13 protein-coding genes, 1 pseudogene and 1 other annotated feature are annotated in these 15951 nt (G+C 54.5%); all 14 genes and pseudogenes read left to right on the top strand.

The genetic code is table 11. The features are described 5' to 3' along the window. The first annotated feature begins 146 nt into the window (after window positions 1–146). The 14 genes and pseudogenes from rph (at window position 147) to clpX (ending at window position 15925) form a co-directional block, all read left to right on the top strand. Window positions 147–920: a ribonuclease PH gene (gene rph, locus IKE44_RS05010; protein ID WP_033010643.1), complete on the top strand. Its 774-nt coding sequence runs from the start codon at window positions 147–149 to the stop codon at window positions 918–920. Then, window positions 917–1531: an XTP/dITP diphosphatase gene (locus tag IKE44_RS05005; protein WP_033014340.1), complete on the top strand. Its 615-nt coding sequence runs from the start codon at window positions 917–919 to the stop codon at window positions 1529–1531. The genes rph and IKE44_RS05005 overlap by 4 nt, the downstream gene beginning before the upstream one ends. Further along, window positions 1528–2034 (top strand): metallophosphoesterase family protein, encoded by a 507-nt coding sequence (locus IKE44_RS05000; protein WP_033014339.1) that lies wholly within the window; start codon window positions 1528–1530, stop codon window positions 2032–2034. The genes IKE44_RS05005 and IKE44_RS05000 overlap by 4 nt, the downstream gene beginning before the upstream one ends. Window positions 2035–2371: 337 nt before the next feature. Further along, window positions 2372–3271 (top strand): branched-chain-amino-acid transaminase, encoded by a 900-nt coding sequence (ilvE, locus tag IKE44_RS04995; RefSeq protein WP_033010640.1) that lies wholly within the window; start codon window positions 2372–2374, stop codon window positions 3269–3271. Between the two features lie 22 nt (window positions 3272–3293). After that, window positions 3294–3560: a binding site (T-box leader), on the top strand. Window positions 3561–3630: 70 nt separating this feature from the next. Next, a complete protein-coding gene (gene ilvB, locus IKE44_RS04990; RefSeq protein ID WP_033014347.1) occupies window positions 3631–5349 on the top strand; it encodes an acetolactate synthase large subunit in 1719 nt (572 codons plus the stop codon). Next, a complete protein-coding gene (ilvN, locus tag IKE44_RS04985) occupies window positions 5337–5855 on the top strand; it encodes an acetolactate synthase small subunit (RefSeq protein ID WP_033014338.1) in 519 nt (172 codons plus the stop codon). Before ilvB ends, ilvN begins: the two co-directional genes overlap by 13 nt. Before the next feature lie 121 nt (window positions 5856–5976). Further along, window positions 5977–7002 carry a ketol-acid reductoisomerase gene (gene ilvC / locus IKE44_RS04980; RefSeq protein WP_033014337.1) on the top strand — a complete coding sequence of 342 codons (1026 nt, stop codon included), beginning with the start codon at window positions 5977–5979 and terminating at the stop codon, window positions 7000–7002. Then, the gene (locus IKE44_RS04975; RefSeq protein WP_033014336.1) at window positions 6989–8536 is read left to right on the top strand and encodes a 2-isopropylmalate synthase; all 1548 of its coding nucleotides are present in this window, start codon (window positions 6989–6991) and stop codon (window positions 8534–8536) included. The genes ilvC and IKE44_RS04975 overlap by 14 nt, the downstream gene beginning before the upstream one ends. A 17-nt stretch (window positions 8537–8553) precedes the next feature. Continuing rightward, window positions 8554–9668, top strand: a pseudogene (gene leuB / locus IKE44_RS04970) (3-isopropylmalate dehydrogenase). A 20-nt stretch (window positions 9669–9688) separates the two neighbouring features. After that, window positions 9689–11104 carry a 3-isopropylmalate dehydratase large subunit gene (leuC, locus tag IKE44_RS04965; RefSeq protein ID WP_287465196.1) on the top strand — a complete coding sequence of 472 codons (1416 nt, stop codon included), beginning with the start codon at window positions 9689–9691 and terminating at the stop codon, window positions 11102–11104. 96 nt (window positions 11105–11200) lie between these two features. Beyond that, complete coding sequence (gene leuD, locus IKE44_RS04960) at window positions 11201–11794, top strand: 3-isopropylmalate dehydratase small subunit (protein ID WP_011232131.1); 594 nt, start codon at window positions 11201–11203, stop codon at window positions 11792–11794. A gap of 204 nt (window positions 11795–11998) precedes the next feature. Then, window positions 11999–12979: a tetratricopeptide repeat protein gene (locus IKE44_RS04955; protein ID WP_033014331.1), complete on the top strand. Its 981-nt coding sequence runs from the start codon at window positions 11999–12001 to the stop codon at window positions 12977–12979. Window positions 12980–13143: 164 nt separating this feature from the next. Beyond that, window positions 13144–14430, top strand: a complete 1287-nt coding sequence (gene tig, locus IKE44_RS04950; RefSeq protein WP_033014329.1) for a trigger factor — start codon at window positions 13144–13146, stop codon at window positions 14428–14430. A 229-nt stretch (window positions 14431–14659) separates the two neighbouring features. Next, window positions 14660–15925 (top strand): ATP-dependent protease ATP-binding subunit ClpX, encoded by a 1266-nt coding sequence (gene clpX / locus IKE44_RS04945; protein WP_287465194.1) that lies wholly within the window; start codon window positions 14660–14662, stop codon window positions 15923–15925. The last annotated feature ends 26 nt before the right edge of the window (window positions 15926–15951 follow it).

Genomic DNA, 15951 nt, shown 5'->3' with positions numbered 1-15951 from the left:
GTGGCCGCGAAGCGCACCCTAGGTCTGTAAGATATCCACAAAACTGAAAAAGGATGTAAGGGATTTTGTCGAAAAATATTTTTTGGACACCCCTGAGGGGCCGAAAAGCCTTGATAAATCAACATTTCTAGAGGGAGGAAGAGTGAATGAGAGCAGACGGACGACATAACCGTGAGCTGCGCCCTGTACATATACAGCCGCATTATGTGAAACATGCCGAAGGGTCCGTGTTGATTGAAATCGGCGACACGAAAGTGATTTGCACGGCGACGGTGGAAGAAAAAGTGCCGCCGTTTATGCGCGGCGGCGGAAAAGGATGGATCACCGCCGAATATGGGATGTTGCCGCGGGCGACAGAGCAGCGGAATGCGAGGGAGGCAAGCAAAGGGAAAGTGTCGGGGAGGACGATGGAAATTCAACGCCTGATCGGCCGCGCGCTCCGCTCGGTCGTTGAATTGGAGCGGCTTGGCGAACGAACGGTTTGGATCGATTGCGACGTCATTCAGGCGGACGGCGGAACGCGCACCGCCTCGATCACCGGCGGCTACGTGGCGCTCGTGCTGGCGCTTTCCAAGTTCGTTGACGAAGGGAAGCTCGAGGCGCTTCCAATCCGCGATTTTCTTGCCGCTACGTCCGTTGGCATCGATCCGGAGCATGGCGTTGTGCTCGATTTGAATTACGATGAAGACGCGCGGGCAAAAGTCGATATGAACGTCGTCATGACCGGATCCGGCCAGTTTGTTGAAATTCAAGGGACCGGGGAAGAAGCGACTTTTTCTCGCGCCGAGCTCGATGAATTGCTTGAGGCGGCGCACATCGGCATTGAACAGCTGATCGCCGTGCAGCGCCGCGTTTTGGGCGATTGGGCGGCTCGCATCGGGACGAAGCAAGAAGCGAAGCAGGAGGAGGGGACAGAGTGAACAAGATTGTGATCGCGACGAAAAATGCCGGAAAAGTGCGCGAATTTGCCGCTTTGTTTGCGAAGCGGGGCATCGACGTCAAATCGCTGCTTGATTTTCCGGACGTTCCGGACGTCGAGGAGACGGGAAGCACGTTTGCCGAAAACGCCCGGTTAAAAGCGGAAGCCATATCTCACCGTTTCGGCTGCCCGGTGATCGCCGATGATTCGGGGCTGGTGGTCGATGCGCTCGGCGGCCGGCCGGGCGTCTATTCAGCCCGCTATGCCGGTGAAGACAAAAACGATGCGCGCAACATCGCGAAGCTGCTTCACGAGTTGGAAGGCGTGCCGATGGAACAGCGCACCGCCCGGTTTCATTGCGCACTGGCGGTCGCCATCCCCGGGCGGCCGACGGCCGTTGTGGAGGCGGCGTGCGAAGGGTACATCGCCGAAGCGCCGCGGGGAGAAGGCGGTTTTGGCTATGACCCCGTCTTTTATCTTCCGGAAAAGGGGAAGACGATGGCGGAACTCACCCCGGAAGAGAAAAATGAGATCAGCCACCGGGCGAAGGCGCTGGCCAAGCTTGACGAGCAATGGGATGACATCATGGGAGGGGAGGGACGGATGGAATGAAAGCGGTCGTTGTAAGCGACAGCCACGGGCTCAGCGGCGAACTCTCCGCCATTGTCGAGCGCCATCGCCATGAAGCCGATCTGTTTATTCATTGCGGCGATTCCGAGCTGTCGGCTCAAGCGGCCGAACTTGCTCCATTTGTCGTCGTGCGCGGCAACTGCGATTTCGCGGCGTTTCCGAATGAGCGGACCGAGGAGGCGGAAGGCCTTCGCTTTCTCATCACGCACGGCCATTTGTACGGCGTCAAAACGTCGCTGCTGCGCCTCTACTACCGGGCGAAAGAAACGAGCGCCCATGTCGTTTGTTTCGGCCATTCCCACCTGGCTGGGGCCGAGCAAATCGAGGGGGTGCTGTTCATCAATCCCGGCAGCATCGCCTTGCCGCGCGGGAGAAAAGAAAGAACGTACGCGGTGCTGACCGCTGCAAACGGCCGGGCGACAGTGGAATTTTACGACACAGCAGGGAAGCCGGTCCCAGGCTTGCAACAAACGTTTTCCATCTAGGCGGACAAAGCGTCCGTCTTTTTCGTTTTCCGGACGTTTTCAAGAGGCCGGCGGGTTTCTCGAGCCGGAGGCGTTGCGTTGCTTTTGCGAATGGGGAAACATAGCTTCTTCCCTCTTCACTGCTAGGCGAAGAAAAAATTTTTTTAAACGGCAAATCCTTGATTCTATCAAATTGTAAGCGTATACAAGCAGTTCGACGAATCGAAATTTTCAAAAAAAGTTATTGACGGCGCGGTCGTTTCGGATTATTATAATTTTCAAACAAAAGAAACGATTCAAACGCATCGCCGAGCCGTTTAAAGCAACCGTTGACTGATCAAGGAAGAGGGGAACCGAAGTGGGCGAACAATGGATCTTTTTAAACGGAGAATTTGTGACAAAAGAAAACGCCAAAATTTCCGTGTATGACCATGGATTTTTGTATGGGGACGGCGTATTTGAAGGCATTCGCGTCTACAGCGGCAACGTCTTCCGTCTTGAGGAGCACATAGATCGGCTGTACAATTCGGCCAAGTCAATTTTGCTCGACATTCCATATACGAAGGACGAAATGATCGGCCATGTGCTTGAAACCGTCCGCCGCAACGGCTATCAGGATGCATACATTCGCTTAGTCGTTTCGCGCGGGGTTGGCGATTTGGGCCTTGATCCGTACAAATGCAAAACGCCGCAAATCGTCATTATCGTGGAGCCGCTCGCGCTCTTTCCAAAACATTTATATGAAACCGGCATCGAAGTGGTGACAGTAGCGACGCGCCGCAACCGCTCTGATGTGCTGAGTCCGAAGGTCAAATCGCTCAACTATTTGAACAATGTTCTCGTGAAGATCGAAGCGCATTTGGCCAACGTGAGCGAGGCGCTGATCTTAAACGACCAAGGATATGTGGCCGAAGGTTCCGGCGACAACGTCTTCATCATTAAAAACGGCGTCATTTACACGCCTCCAGGGTATGTCGGGGCGCTGGAAGGCATCACGCGTCAGGCGATTATGGAAATTGCCGTTGATCTCGGCTATACGGTGAAAGAGGAGCCGTTCACCCGCCATGACGTGTATGTGGCAGATGAAGTGTTTTTAACCGGGACGGCAGCCGAAGTCATTTCCGTCATTAAAGTCGATGGCCGGACGATCGGCGACGGGACGCCGGGTCCGCATACGAAGCGGCTGCTTGAAGAATTCCGCCGCCGCGTAGTCGTCGAAGGAGTAAAGGTGTATCCGACGAACGCCAATGTCAGTTGAGCAAGAATGACAACCATATAGCGAGAAAGCGTTGACGAGGATAAGTAGTCAGCGGGGCCAACATCCACAGAGAGCCGGGGGAGCTGCGAACCGGTGATGTTGCCGCTTGATGAACTCACCTCCGAGCGCCGGCTTGAACGCAGATTCGCCAGTAGGGCCGGACGGGTGGGGATGTGCGCTTCACCCGTTACAAAAAACGAGCAGCCGGCTTCGGCTGGCTGCTCCTGAGGCGGCCGTCATGGCCGTGAAGAAGGGTGGTACCGCGGAAAGGAACCTTTTCGCCCCTTTGGCTGGAAATGCCAGTCATGGTGGGTGAAAAGGTTTTTTATATGAATCACAACCAACGGGGAGGATCGACGATGGCAAAGATGAACGTGGAGGAGCAGACGAAGACGAAGATGAGCGGGTCGATGATGTTGATCGAAGCGCTGAAGGCGGAGCAAGTCGAAGTCATTTTCGGCTATCCGGGCGGCGCGGTGCTTCCGCTTTACGATGAGCTGTATAAAGCCGGTGTGTTTCACGTCTTGACGCGGCACGAGCAGGGAGCCATTCATGCGGCGGAAGGGTACGCGCGCATTTCGGGAAAACCGGGGGTCGTCATCGCGACATCGGGGCCGGGAGCGACCAACATCGTCACCGGACTGACCGACGCCATGATGGATTCGTTGCCGCTCGTCGTGTTCACTGGGCAAGTAGCGACGAGCGTCATCGGCTCGGACGCCTTTCAGGAAGCCGATGTCGTCGGGATTACGATGCCGATTACGAAACACAACTACCAAGTGCGCGACATCAGTGAGCTGCCGAAAATCATCAAAGAGGCGTTCCACATCGCAACGACTGGACGACCGGGACCGGTGTTGATCGATATTCCGAAAGACATCACAACGGCCGAAGGGGAATTCGATTACGATGAAGAAGTTTGCTTGCCTGGGTATCAGCCGACGACACAGCCGAACCATTGGCAAATCCGCCGTCTTGTCGAGGCGGTCAGCCAGTCGAAGCGGCCGGTCATTTTAGCCGGCGCCGGCGTCTTGCACGCCGACGCGGCAAACGAATTGCGGCAGTACGCCGAGCAGCAAAACATTCCGGTCGTTCATACGCTTCTTGGCCTTGGCGGCTTCCCAGCAGACCATCCGCTTTTCTTGGGGATGGCGGGCATGCACGGGACGTACACGGCGAACATGGCGCTCTATGAGTGCGATTTGCTTATCAACATCGGCGCCCGTTTTGCCGACCGGGTCACTGGCAACTTGAAATACTTCGCGCCAAAGGCGACTGTCGCTCATATCGACATCGACCCGGCGGAAATCGGCAAAAACGTGCCGACCAAAATTCCGATTGTCAGCGACGCCAAAGCGGCGCTGCAGGAACTGATCGCCCAGCAAGGCAAACCGGCTGACAACGCGGCGTGGCTCGAACAGCTCAATGAGTGGAAGCGGCGCTTCCCGCTCCATTACGAGCCGGAAGCCGGGACGATCAAGCCGCAAAAGCTTATCGAAATGATTTACGAATTGACAAATGGCGAAGCGATCGTCACAACGGACGTCGGCCAGCACCAAATGTGGGCGGCGCAATATTACAAGTTCAATCGACCGAACCGGTGGGTGACGTCCGGGGGGCTCGGCACGATGGGCTTTGGGCTTCCGGCAGCGATCGGCGCCCAGCTGGCGGATCGGAGCGCGACCGTCGTTTCCATCGTCGGCGACGGCGGTTTCCAAATGACGCTTCAAGAGCTGTCGGTCATTCAAGAGCTGGGGTTGCCAATTAAAATCGTCATCGTCAACAACCAGGCGCTCGGCATGGTGCGGCAATGGCAGGAGCTGTTTTACGAAAAACGGTACTCCCATTCGCTCATCCCGAATCATCCGGATTTTGTAAAACTCGCTGAAGCATACGGCATACCGGGGCTGCGGGCGAAGACGGAGGCGGAAGCAGCTGAAGTGTTAAAACAAGCGTTTGCGATGGACGGCCCGGTGCTGTTGGATTTCCACGTCCGCGCCGACGAGAACGTGTATCCGATGGTGTCGCCTGGCAAAGGGCTTCATGAAATGGTGGGGGTGAAAGCGTGCGAAGAATGATCACGATGACGGTCAACAACCGCCCGGGCGTGTTAAACCGCATCACCGGGCTGTTTACGAAGCGGCATTACAATATCGAAAGCATCACCGTCGGGCATACGGAAATCGATGGAGTCTCGCGGATGACATTTGTCGTCAATGTCGACGACGAACGGACCGCGGAACAAATTATCAAACTGCTAAACAAGCAGATCGATGTATTGAAAGTCAATGACATCACGGATCAGGCGATCGTCGCCCGTGAGCTGGCGCTTGTGAAAGTGTCGGCTGCTCCGGCGATCCGCCAAGAAATCTACACGCTCATTGAGCCGTTCCGCGCCTCGATCGTCGACGTCAGCAAAGACAGCCTCGTCATTCAAGTCACCGGCGAGCCGGAAAAAGTCGAGGCGTTGATTGAGCTATTGCGCCCCTATGGCATCAAAGAAGTGGCGCGCACCGGTACGACCGCGTTCACCCGCGGGGCGCAAAAAGCGGCAGCCAACCAGAAAACGGCGTTTATCATTTAACGGCCGCTGTCTCCGTTGCAACGATCGTTGTCAAAACATTGTCGATACGAATAACCGCGCCTGTGCGCAATGAGGGCGCATGGCGGCCCATTTACACTACACGACAAAGGAGAGGGTAATCATGGCAAAAGTCTACTATAACGGGGATGCAAACGAACAATATTTGCAAGGGAAAACGGTCGCGATCATCGGCTACGGCTCACAAGGCCACGCCCATGCACAAAACTTGCGCGACAGCGGCGTCCGCGTCATTGTCGGGTTGCGCAAAGGGAAATCGTGGGAGCAGGCGGAACAGGACGGCTTTGAAGTATACTCGGTGCGCGAAGCGGCAAAACAAGCGGATATTGTGATGGTGTTGCTGCCGGATGAGAAACAGCCGGCTGTCTACAAGGAAGAGATTGAACCGGGGCTTGAACCGGGCAACGCGCTTGTGTTTGCGCACGGGTTTAACATTCATTTCAGCCAAATCGTCCCGCCGGAGCATGTCGATGTCTTCTTGGTGGCGCCGAAAGGACCAGGCCATCTCGTGCGTCGCACATATGCGGAAGGAGCCGGGGTGCCGGCGCTCATCGCCGTTTATCAAGATGTAACCGGACACGCGAAAGAAACGGCGCTCGCCTATGCGAAAGCGATTGGTGCTGCTCGAGCTGGGGTGTTGGAGACAACGTTCAAAGAAGAGACGGAAACCGACTTGTTCGGTGAACAAGCGGTGCTGTGCGGCGGGCTGACGGCGCTCATCAAGGCCGGGTTTGAAACGCTCGTTGAAGCCGGGTATCAGCCGGAAGTCGCCTATTTCGAGTGTTTGCATGAAATGAAGCTCATCGTTGATCTTCTTTATGAAGGCGGCTTGTCGTGGATGCGCTACTCGATTTCCGATACGGCGCAATGGGGCGACTTTATCACCGGTCCGCGCATCATTAACGACGCCGTGAAAGCGGAAATGAAAAAGGTGCTCGATGACATCCAAACCGGCAAATTCGCGAAAAGCTGGATTTTGGAAAACCAAGCAAACCGTCCGGAGTTCAACGCCATCAACCGGCGCGAGAACGAGCATTTAATCGAAGTCGTCGGACGCGAACTGCGGAGCATGATGCCGTTTGTGAAAGCAAAACAAAAAGAAGCGGTGGTGCCAGGTGCGAAACATTAAGTTTTTTGATACTACATTGCGCGATGGGGAACAGTCGGCCGGCGTCAATTTGAACTTGCAAGAAAAGTTGGAAATTGCCCGTCAGCTTGAACGGCTGCGGGTTGACATCATCGAGGCGGGCTTCCCCGCCTCGTCAAAAGGCGATTTTGAGGCGGTCAAACAAATTGCCGAAACGGTGAGAACATGCTCGGTCACCGGGCTGTCGCGCTCGGTCCGAAGCGACATTGATGCGGCGTGGGAGGCGTTAAAAGGCGGCGCGGAGCCGAGGCTCCACCTATTCATCGCCACCTCGCCGATCCATATGGTGCATAAATTGCGGATGACGCCGGAACAAGTGATTGAAGCGGCGGTTGAGGCAGTGAAATACGCGAAGCGCTTTTTCCCGATCGTCCAATGGTCGGCGGAAGATGCGTGCCGGAGCGAGCTGCCGTTTTTGGCGAAAATCGTCGCCGAAGTGATCAAAGCCGGCGCCTCGGTCATCAACATCCCGGATACGGTCGGCTATATTACGCCGAAAGAATACGGGGAAATTTTCCTCTATTTGCAAAACAATGTTCAGAATATTGAAAATGTTTCGCTCTCCGCTCATTGTCATGATGACTTGGGCATGGCGGTGGTGAACTCGTTGTCGGCCATTGAGCATGGGGCGACGCAGGTCGAGTGCACGATCAACGGCATCGGCGAGCGGGCCGGCAACGCGGCGCTTGAGGAGATCGCCGTCGCCCTTCACATTCGCAAAGATTATTATCAAGTGGAAACGCGCCTCAATTTGCAAGAAATTAAGCGCACAAGCAATCTTGTCAGCAAGCTGACCGGGGTCGTCGTTCCACCCAACAAAGCGGTCGTCGGCAAAAACGCGTTTGCGCATGAATCCGGCATCCATCAAGACGGCGTCTTAAAAGAAAAAACGACGTACGAAATCATTTCACCGGAGCTCGTCGGCGTGCCGTCGAATTCGATGGTGCTCGGCAAACATTCCGGCCGCCATGCGCTTCGCAACCGGGTTGAGGAGCTCGGCTACACGTTGTCCGATGAAGAGATCAATCAGCTGTTTGTCCGTTTTAAAGAACTGGCGGACAAAAAGAAGGATATTACCGACGACGATTTAATCGCGTTGATTTTCGAAGAGAAGTTCGACCACTTCAAAGATTTTTATCAATTGTCTTCCATTCAAGTGCAATACGGGACGAATCAAATTCCGACAGCGGTCGTGGTACTGAAAGACGGGAAGGGGAATGAAATCCAAGAAGCGGCGACCGGCTCCGGCAGCGTCGAGGCGCTGTACAATACGCTCGAGCGCTGCTTCCAAACGGAAGTGACACTGCTTGACTACCGGATTGAGTCGGTCGGCGGCGGCCGCGATGCGCTAGCGCAAGTGTTTGTGAAAGTGCGCGTGCGCGATGTTGAAACGAGCGGGCGCGGAACGGCGCAAGACGTGCTTGAGGCGTCGGCGAAAGCGTACATCAACGCCATGAACCGCGTGTTTATGATCGAAGCGATGCGTGCTGAAAACGAAAAGGTGGCAACATCATAAAACGGAGGGATTCAAACATGGGAAACTATCGGATTGCCGTCTTGCCGGGCGATGGCATCGGCAAGGAAGTGACGTCCGGAGCGGTCGAGGTTTTGAAAGCGGTCGGCATCCGGTTTGGCCACGAGTTTGCGTTTGAGTATGGATTGATTGGCGGAGTCGCGATCGATGAAGCCGGGACGCCGCTCCCAGAAGAGACGCTTCGCCTTTGCCAACAGAGCGATGCGGTGCTGCTCGGGGCGGTCGGCGGTCCGAAGTGGGACGACAACCCTCCGCATTTGCGCCCGGAAAAAGGATTGCTTGCCATTCGCAAGCAGCTCGACTTATATGCCAACTTGCGGCCGGTTGTTTGCTATGACAGTTTGGTTTCCGCTTCGCCGTTAAAACCGGATCTCGTGAAAGGCGTCGATTTTGTCATCGTCCGCGAGCTGACCGGCGGCATTTACTTCGGCCAGCCGAGCGGCCGCGTCGTGGAAAACGGGGAAGAAAGAGCGGTTGACACTCTCTTATATAAAAAGGAAGAAATCGAACGGATCGTGCGCATGGCGTTTATGCTTGCGCGCGGGAGGAAGAAAAAAGTGACGTCGGTCGACAAGGCGAACGTCCTGTCGTCAAGCCGATTATGGCGAGAAGTGGCCGAAGAGGTGGCGAAGGAATTTCCGGACGTCACGCTTGAGCATATGCTTGTTGACAATGCCGCGATGCAGCTCATCCGCGCGCCGAAGCAGTTTGATGTCATTGTGACAGAAAACATGTTTGGCGATATTTGAGCGACGAGGCCTCGATGCTGTCCGGTTCGCTCGGGATGCTGCCGTCAGCCAGCTTATCCGCTTCCGGGCCGAGTTTGTATGAGCCGGTTCACGGCTCGGCGCCTGATATTGCCGGTATGAACAAAGCCAATCCGATTGCCGCGATTTTGTCGGCCGCGATGATGCTTCGCCTGTCGTTCGGGCTCACCGCGGAAGCGGAGGCGGTAGAGCACGCGGTGTGGCAGGCGCTCGATCAAGGTTTGCGCACCGCCGACTTGGCGCCAAGCGGCGGCCGCATCGTATCCACGAACGAAATGGTCGAAGAAATCAAAGCGGCGGTGCTGGATTATACGACCATTGCTCAAATTAGGACCGTTTATACCTAAGACGTGCGAGGTGAAAACCAATGAAGCCGAAAACGATCATCGATAAAATTTGGGAAAACCACGTCGTCTACCGTGAGGAGGGCAAACCGGATTTATTGTACATCGATTTGCACTTAGTGCATGAAGTGACCTCGCCGCAAGCCTTTGAAGGATTGCGGCAAAAAGGGCGGAAGGTGCGGCGGCCGGATTTGACCTTTGCGACGATGGACCATAACGTGCCGACCGTTAACCGATTTGTGATTACCGACGAAGTGGCGCGCAACCAAATCGCTGCGCTTGAGCGCAACTGCCGCGAGTTCGGCATCCCACTGGCAGATTTGCATAGCGAAGAGCAAGGAATCGTGCACGTCATCGGTCCGGAGCTCGGCTTGACCCAACCGGGGAAAACGATCGTTTGCGGCGACAGCCATACGTCGACGCACGGGGCGTTTGGCGCGTTGGCGTTTGGCATCGGCACAAGCGAGGTCGAGCACGTGCTGGCGACGCAAACGCTTTGGCAGCATAAGCCGAAAACGCTGCAAATCTGCATCAACGGCCGCCTCGGCAAAGGGGTGACCGCCAAAGATGTCATCTTGGCCATGATCGGCCGCTATGGCGTTGGCGTCGGCACCGGCTATATTATTGAATTTACCGGTGAGGCGATCCGCCGCATGTCGATGGAAGAACGGATGACGATTTGCAACATGTCGATTGAAGCGGGGGCGAGAGCCGGGCTCATCAGCCCGGATGAAACGACATTCGCCTATTTGCGCGGCCGCAAATATGCGCCAAAAGGCGAAGCGTTTGAGCAAGCGGTCGAACGGTGGCGGGCGCTTGCAAGCGATGAGGGGGCGGAATACGACAAGACGATTGAAATCGACGCGTCGACGATCGCCCCGATGGTGACATGGGGTACAACCCCGGCGATGAGCACATCGGTCGATGGTGTCGTGCCGCATCCCGAGCAGTTTGAAAACAAAACAGAGCAAAACGCGGTGCGCCGGGCGCTTGAGTACATGGGGCTCAAGCCGGGCACGCTGATTGCGGATATTCCGGTGCAGCACGTCTTCATCGGTTCGTGCACCAACTCACGCCTCAGCGATTTGCGCGCGGCGGCGAGCATCGTGAAAGGGAAAAAAGTGGCTCCGGGTGTACGGGCGCTCGTCGTGCCTGGATCGCAGCAAGTGAAAAAACAAGCCGAGGCGGAAGGGTTGGCGCAAATTTTCATCGATGCCGGTTTTGAATGGCGTGATGCTGGATGCAGCGCCTGTTTGGGCATGAACCCGGACATCATTCCGGAAGGCGAGCACTGTGCGTCAACGTCGAACCGCAACTTTGAAGGGCGGCAAGGAAAAGGGGCGCGCACGCATCTCGTCAGCCCGGTGATGGCCGCGGCGGCTGCGATTTACGGACATTTTGTCGATGTGCGCCAGCTTGAAGCTGAGCTGGTCCGATGACGGGTGCTCCTTGATATGGCCGCCCCCGTTTTGGGGCTATCTTCTCAAAAGCGGCATAGAAACGAACGATACACGGGACGGAAGGGGAGAGACGGGATGAAGCCGTTTACGATTCACCGCGGGAAAACCGCCGGCATCGACCGGGCGAATATTGATACCGATCAAATCATTCCAAAGCAGTTTTTGAAACGGATTGAACGCACCGGCTTTGGCCAGTTTCTCTTTTACGATTGGCGGTATTTGAGCGACGGCACGCCAAATCCGGAGTTTGAGCTCAACCGCCCGGAAAACGAAGGGGCGACGATTTTAGTCGCCGATGAAAACTTCGGCTGCGGCTCATCGCGCGAACATGCGCCGTGGGCGCTCCAAGATTACGGATTTCGCGTCATCATTGCCCCATCGTTTGCCGATATTTTTTACAACAACTGCTTAAAAAACGGGCTGTTGCCGATCCGGCTGGATAAAGAGGATGTCCGCTACTTGCTGCGCCAAAGCGAGCGCGCAGACTATGAACTGACGGTTTCGCTTGAAGAACAGCGGGTATTTGACGATGAAGGATTTTCGCGTCCGTTTGACATCGACCCGTATCGAAAACAGCTGTTGCTAAAAGGATGGGACGAAATTGATTTGACGTTTGTGTACGAAGCGCATATCGCCGCCTACGAACGACGGCATTGTCCACGGCCGTAAGCGCCATGTGTTTCGGGAGGCAAGGAGAGATGGGCTGCTCTGCCAATCGGCGGGCGCAGCCTTTTTCGCGTTTGACGGCGCCTGCGTCCAGAGGCCGGCTGCTTTTTGGCAAACAAGCGGTTTGTGTTACCCAGCAAGGCGCGGGTTGTTTCGCTAGGGAAAACTTGTTACACTGATGGTAAATGCAAATGGGAGCGGGCGAAGATGACCGGGAAAAAAGGAAAAATCATCATGTTTCCGCAAACGAAAGAACGACTGATGGAAGAAGCGTTTGCGGCGCTTGAAGCGAAACGCTACAAAGAAGCGCTCCGCTTTTTGCGCGCTGCTGAACAGCTTGGCGACCACAGTTTTCCTGTTCGCCTTGGGCTGGCTGTCTGTTGCTATGAGCTTGGAGACTACGATGAGGCGGAGTGGCGCCTCGCCGCCTTACTTGACGAACAGCCGAACAACAGCGATCTGTTGCAAATGTATCTCGCTGTGCTGCTGCAAACGAATCGATACAGCAAGGCGGAAACGGTGATCCGCGCCGCCTTGCGCCATCCGTCGCTATCCGCTTCGTTGCGCGAACAGCTTCATCAGCTGCTCCGGTTTAGTGAAAAAATGAATGCCCGCACGCTTCCGCCCGCGGAGTGGAAGCGGGTGAGACGGCTGCTTGAGTCCGGGGACATTGCTGAGCAGCTGCAACTGATTAAACAACTGGAAAAAGAAGACATCGAGCCGGTGCTGCCGTTGCTCAAGCAATATTTACGCGCACCGGAAAAAAGCCCGATGGCGAAAACGATGCTCCTTCGCCTGTTGACAGGGAAGCAAGTCAACGAAACGGTGACGGTTGAGAAATTTGGCCGTTGCATGGAGGTCGTCCCGTCAGCGTTGGACGAACAGACGGAAACGGAATTTGCTTCATCGCTGCTGGGTCGGCTTGAACAGCAGCTCGCGGCGGAAAGCCCGAGTTTGTATGAAACGGCGGCGGACATTTGGCTTCGCTATGCATATGTGTTGTACCCGTTTCCGCCAGAGCCGGCGGATGCAGCGGCCTGGCTTGCTGCTCTCCATTGGATGGCGAGCCGGTTTTTAGGCTTGGATGCTGACGCGACCGCCTTGGCCGACCGCTACGGTGTGGAGGCGGCGGAGATGGAAACGCTTTGCCAAAATCTATACGAAATAGAGGAACTTTCCTCCCTCTAATGGCTAGTTCTCTGTTGAAACATGGCTGTTGTATGTTATAATATAGTGGCTGTGCTATGTATCTGTTTTCGCATACTTGTCTACATAATTGGGCATCATAAAAAGATATGGACAAGCGGAGTGCGCTATGGTCCGAGCAATGATTTCAGGTGGAGGGAACAAGGATGTCAGTCAAATGGGAAAAACTTGGAGGGAACGAAGGCGTATTGACCGTTGAGGTCGACGCCGAGCAAGTGAACAAAGGCTTGGATGCCGCATTTAAAAAAGTGGTGAAAAATATTGCGCTGCCGGGCTTCCGCAAAGGGAAAGTGCCGCGTGTCCTGTTTGAAAAACGGTTTGGCGTTGAGGCGCTCTATCAAGACGCGCTCGATATTTTGCTGCCAGAGGCGTATGCCAAAGCCGTCGAAGAGGCAGGCATCGAACCGGTGTCAATGCCGGAGATTGACATTGAGCAAATGGAAAAAGGCAAAAGCTTAATTTTCAAAGCGAAAGTGACCGTAAAGCCGGAAGTGAAGCTCGGTCAATACAAAGGGCTTGAAGTGGAAAAAATGGATACAACCGTGACGGACGAAGATGTCGAAAACGAATTGAAACGTTTGCAAGAAAATTACGCCGAACTTGTCGTGAAAGAAGACGGGACGGTGGAAAACGGCGATACGGTCGTCATCGATTTCGAAGGGGTTGTCGACGGCGAGCCGTTTGAAGGCGGCAAGGCGGAAAACTATTCGCTCGAAATCGGTTCAGGCACCTTTATCCCGGGGTTTGAAGAACAGCTTGTCGGTATGAAAGCCGGCGAAGAAAAAGAAATTCAAGTGACGTTCCCGGAAGAATACCACGCTGAGCAGCTGGCCGGCAAACCGGCGACGTTCAAAGTGAAAGTGCATGAAGTGAAAGCGAAGCAATTGCCGGCTTTGGATGACGAGTTTGCGAAAGACGTCGATGAAGAAGTTGAAACGCTTGACGAACTGAAAGCGAAAATCCGCGCCCGTCTGGAAGAAGCGAAAAAGAATGAAGCGGAAACGGCGTTGCGCAATGCGGTCGTCGAAAAAGCGGCTGCCAATGCGGAAATCGATATTCCGGCTGTCATGGTGCAAAACGAGACGGACCGGATGCTTCGCGAATTTGATCAACGACTGCAAATGCAAGGGCTGAACTTGCAGCTGTACTATCAATTCTCAGGTCAGGATGAAGCGGCGCTGCGTGAGCAAATGAAAGAAGACGCCGAAAAACGGGTGCGTGCGGCCTTGACGCTCGAAGCGATCGCCAAAGCAGAAAACATCGAGGTAACCGATGAAGAGGTGGAGGAAGAACTCCAAAAAATGGCGGAAGCCTACAACTTGAGCGTGGACAAGTTAAAAGAGCTGCTCGGCAGCTTGGATGGCGTCAAAGAAGATTTAAAATGGCGGAAAACGATCGATTTTCTTGTGGAGCACAGCACGGTTGCGGCATAATAATAAAGGTAGAAGGAACAAGGCGCGAGACGTTCGTGCCTTGTTCTTTATCTCAGTCATTGGCGCCTGGAGGTGATTTTTCAAACTTTTCTAATACATCACGGGTTTTTCATTCGCTTTTTTTGACGCATGTATGGTAAAATAGCGAATACATAAGTTTTTTGCAACATGGGATGGCGAGACATGATACATAACGCAGGTGCGATTTTGTTAGCAAGGGGTGAATGACATGTTTAAATTTAATGATGAAAAAGGGCAGCTAAAGTGTTCGTTTTGCGGCAAAACGCAAGACCAAGTGCGCAAGCTCGTCGCCGGCCCGGGCGTTTACATTTGTGATGAATGCATTGAATTGTGCACGGAGATCGTCGAGGAAGAGCTTGGAAACGAGGAAGAATTTGAATTTAAAGACGTGCCGAAGCCGATGGAGATCAGGGAAATTTTAGATGAATACGTCATCGGCCAAGATGACGCGAAAAAATCGCTCGCCGTTGCGGTTTACAACCATTATAAACGGATCAATTCCGGCAGCAAAATCGATGATATCGAGCTGTCGAAAAGCAACATTTTGATGATCGGGCCGACTGGGAGCGGGAAAACGCTGCTGGCGCAAACATTGGCGCGCATTTTAAACGTGCCGTTTGCCATCGCCGATGCGACATCGCTCACGGAGGCAGGCTATGTCGGCGAGGACGTCGAAAACATTTTGTTAAAGCTCATCCAAGCGGCGGATTATGATGTGGAACGGGCAGAAAAAGGCATTATTTATATCGATGAAATCGATAAAATCGCCCGTAAATCGGAAAACCCTTCCATCACCCGCGATGTTTCCGGTGAAGGGGTGCAACAGGCGCTGCTCAAAATTTTGGAGGGAACGATCGCCAGCGTTCCACCGCAGGGCGGTCGCAAACATCCGCATCAGGAGTTCATCCAAATCGACACAACGAACATTTTGTTCATTTGCGGCGGGGCGTTTGATGGCATCGAGCCGATCATTAAGCGCCGCCTCGGCAAAAAAGTGATCGGATTCGGTGCGGAAATGAACCAAGCCGATGTTGATGAGAAAAACTTGCTGTCGAAAGTGCTGCCGGAAGACTTGCTCAAGTTTGGGCTTATTCCGGAGTTCATCGGCCGTCTGCCGGTCATTACGACGCTTGAGCCGCTTGACGAACAGGCGTTGATCGATATTTTGACGAAGCCGAAAAACGCGATCGTGAAACAATACCAAAAAATGCTGGAGCTTGACGGCGTTGAACTCGAGTTTGAAGAAGCGGCGCTCCGGGAAATCGCGAAAAGAGCGATTGAGCGGAAAACGGGCGCGCGCGGCCTTCGCTCGATCATCGAAGGCATTATGCTCGATGTGATGTTTGAGCTGCCGTCGCGCGAAGATGTGCAAAAGTGCATCATCACGCTCGACACGGTGCGCGGCACAAAGCCGCCGACGCTGATCCGTCATGACGGCACCGTCATCGAGCTGGAACGGAAAACATCTGCCTGATGGGAAAACCGCCTTTTTTCGGCGGT

Source organism: Geobacillus sp. (genome assembly GCF_017515625.1).
GTDB classification, from domain to species: Bacteria; Bacillota; Bacilli; order Bacillales; family Anoxybacillaceae; genus Geobacillus; species Geobacillus stearothermophilus.
This window is presented reverse-complemented; position numbering and strand designations above follow the sequence as displayed.

What these genes read in the sequence shown, in the direction of transcription:
- IKE44_RS05000 (WP_033014339.1), top strand. Translation starts at nt 1,528, where the DNA reads ATGAAAGCGGTCGTTGTAAGCGACAGCCACGGGCTCAGCGGCGAACTC.
- leuC (WP_287465196.1), top strand. Translation starts at nt 9,689, where the DNA reads ATGAAGCCGAAAACGATCATCGATAAAATTTGGGAAAACCACGTCGTC.
- tig (WP_033014329.1), top strand. Translation starts at nt 13,144, where the DNA reads ATGTCAGTCAAATGGGAAAAACTTGGAGGGAACGAAGGCGTATTGACC.
- clpX (WP_287465194.1), top strand. Translation starts at nt 14,660, where the DNA reads ATGTTTAAATTTAATGATGAAAAAGGGCAGCTAAAGTGTTCGTTTTGC.
- ilvB (WP_033014347.1), top strand. Translation starts at nt 3,631, where the DNA reads ATGGCAAAGATGAACGTGGAGGAGCAGACGAAGACGAAGATGAGCGGG.
- ilvC (WP_033014337.1), top strand. Translation starts at nt 5,977, where the DNA reads ATGGCAAAAGTCTACTATAACGGGGATGCAAACGAACAATATTTGCAA.
- leuD (WP_011232131.1), top strand. Translation starts at nt 11,201, where the DNA reads ATGAAGCCGTTTACGATTCACCGCGGGAAAACCGCCGGCATCGACCGG.
- IKE44_RS04955 (WP_033014331.1), top strand. Translation starts at nt 11,999, where the DNA reads ATGACCGGGAAAAAAGGAAAAATCATCATGTTTCCGCAAACGAAAGAA.
- rph (WP_033010643.1), top strand. Translation starts at nt 147, where the DNA reads ATGAGAGCAGACGGACGACATAACCGTGAGCTGCGCCCTGTACATATA.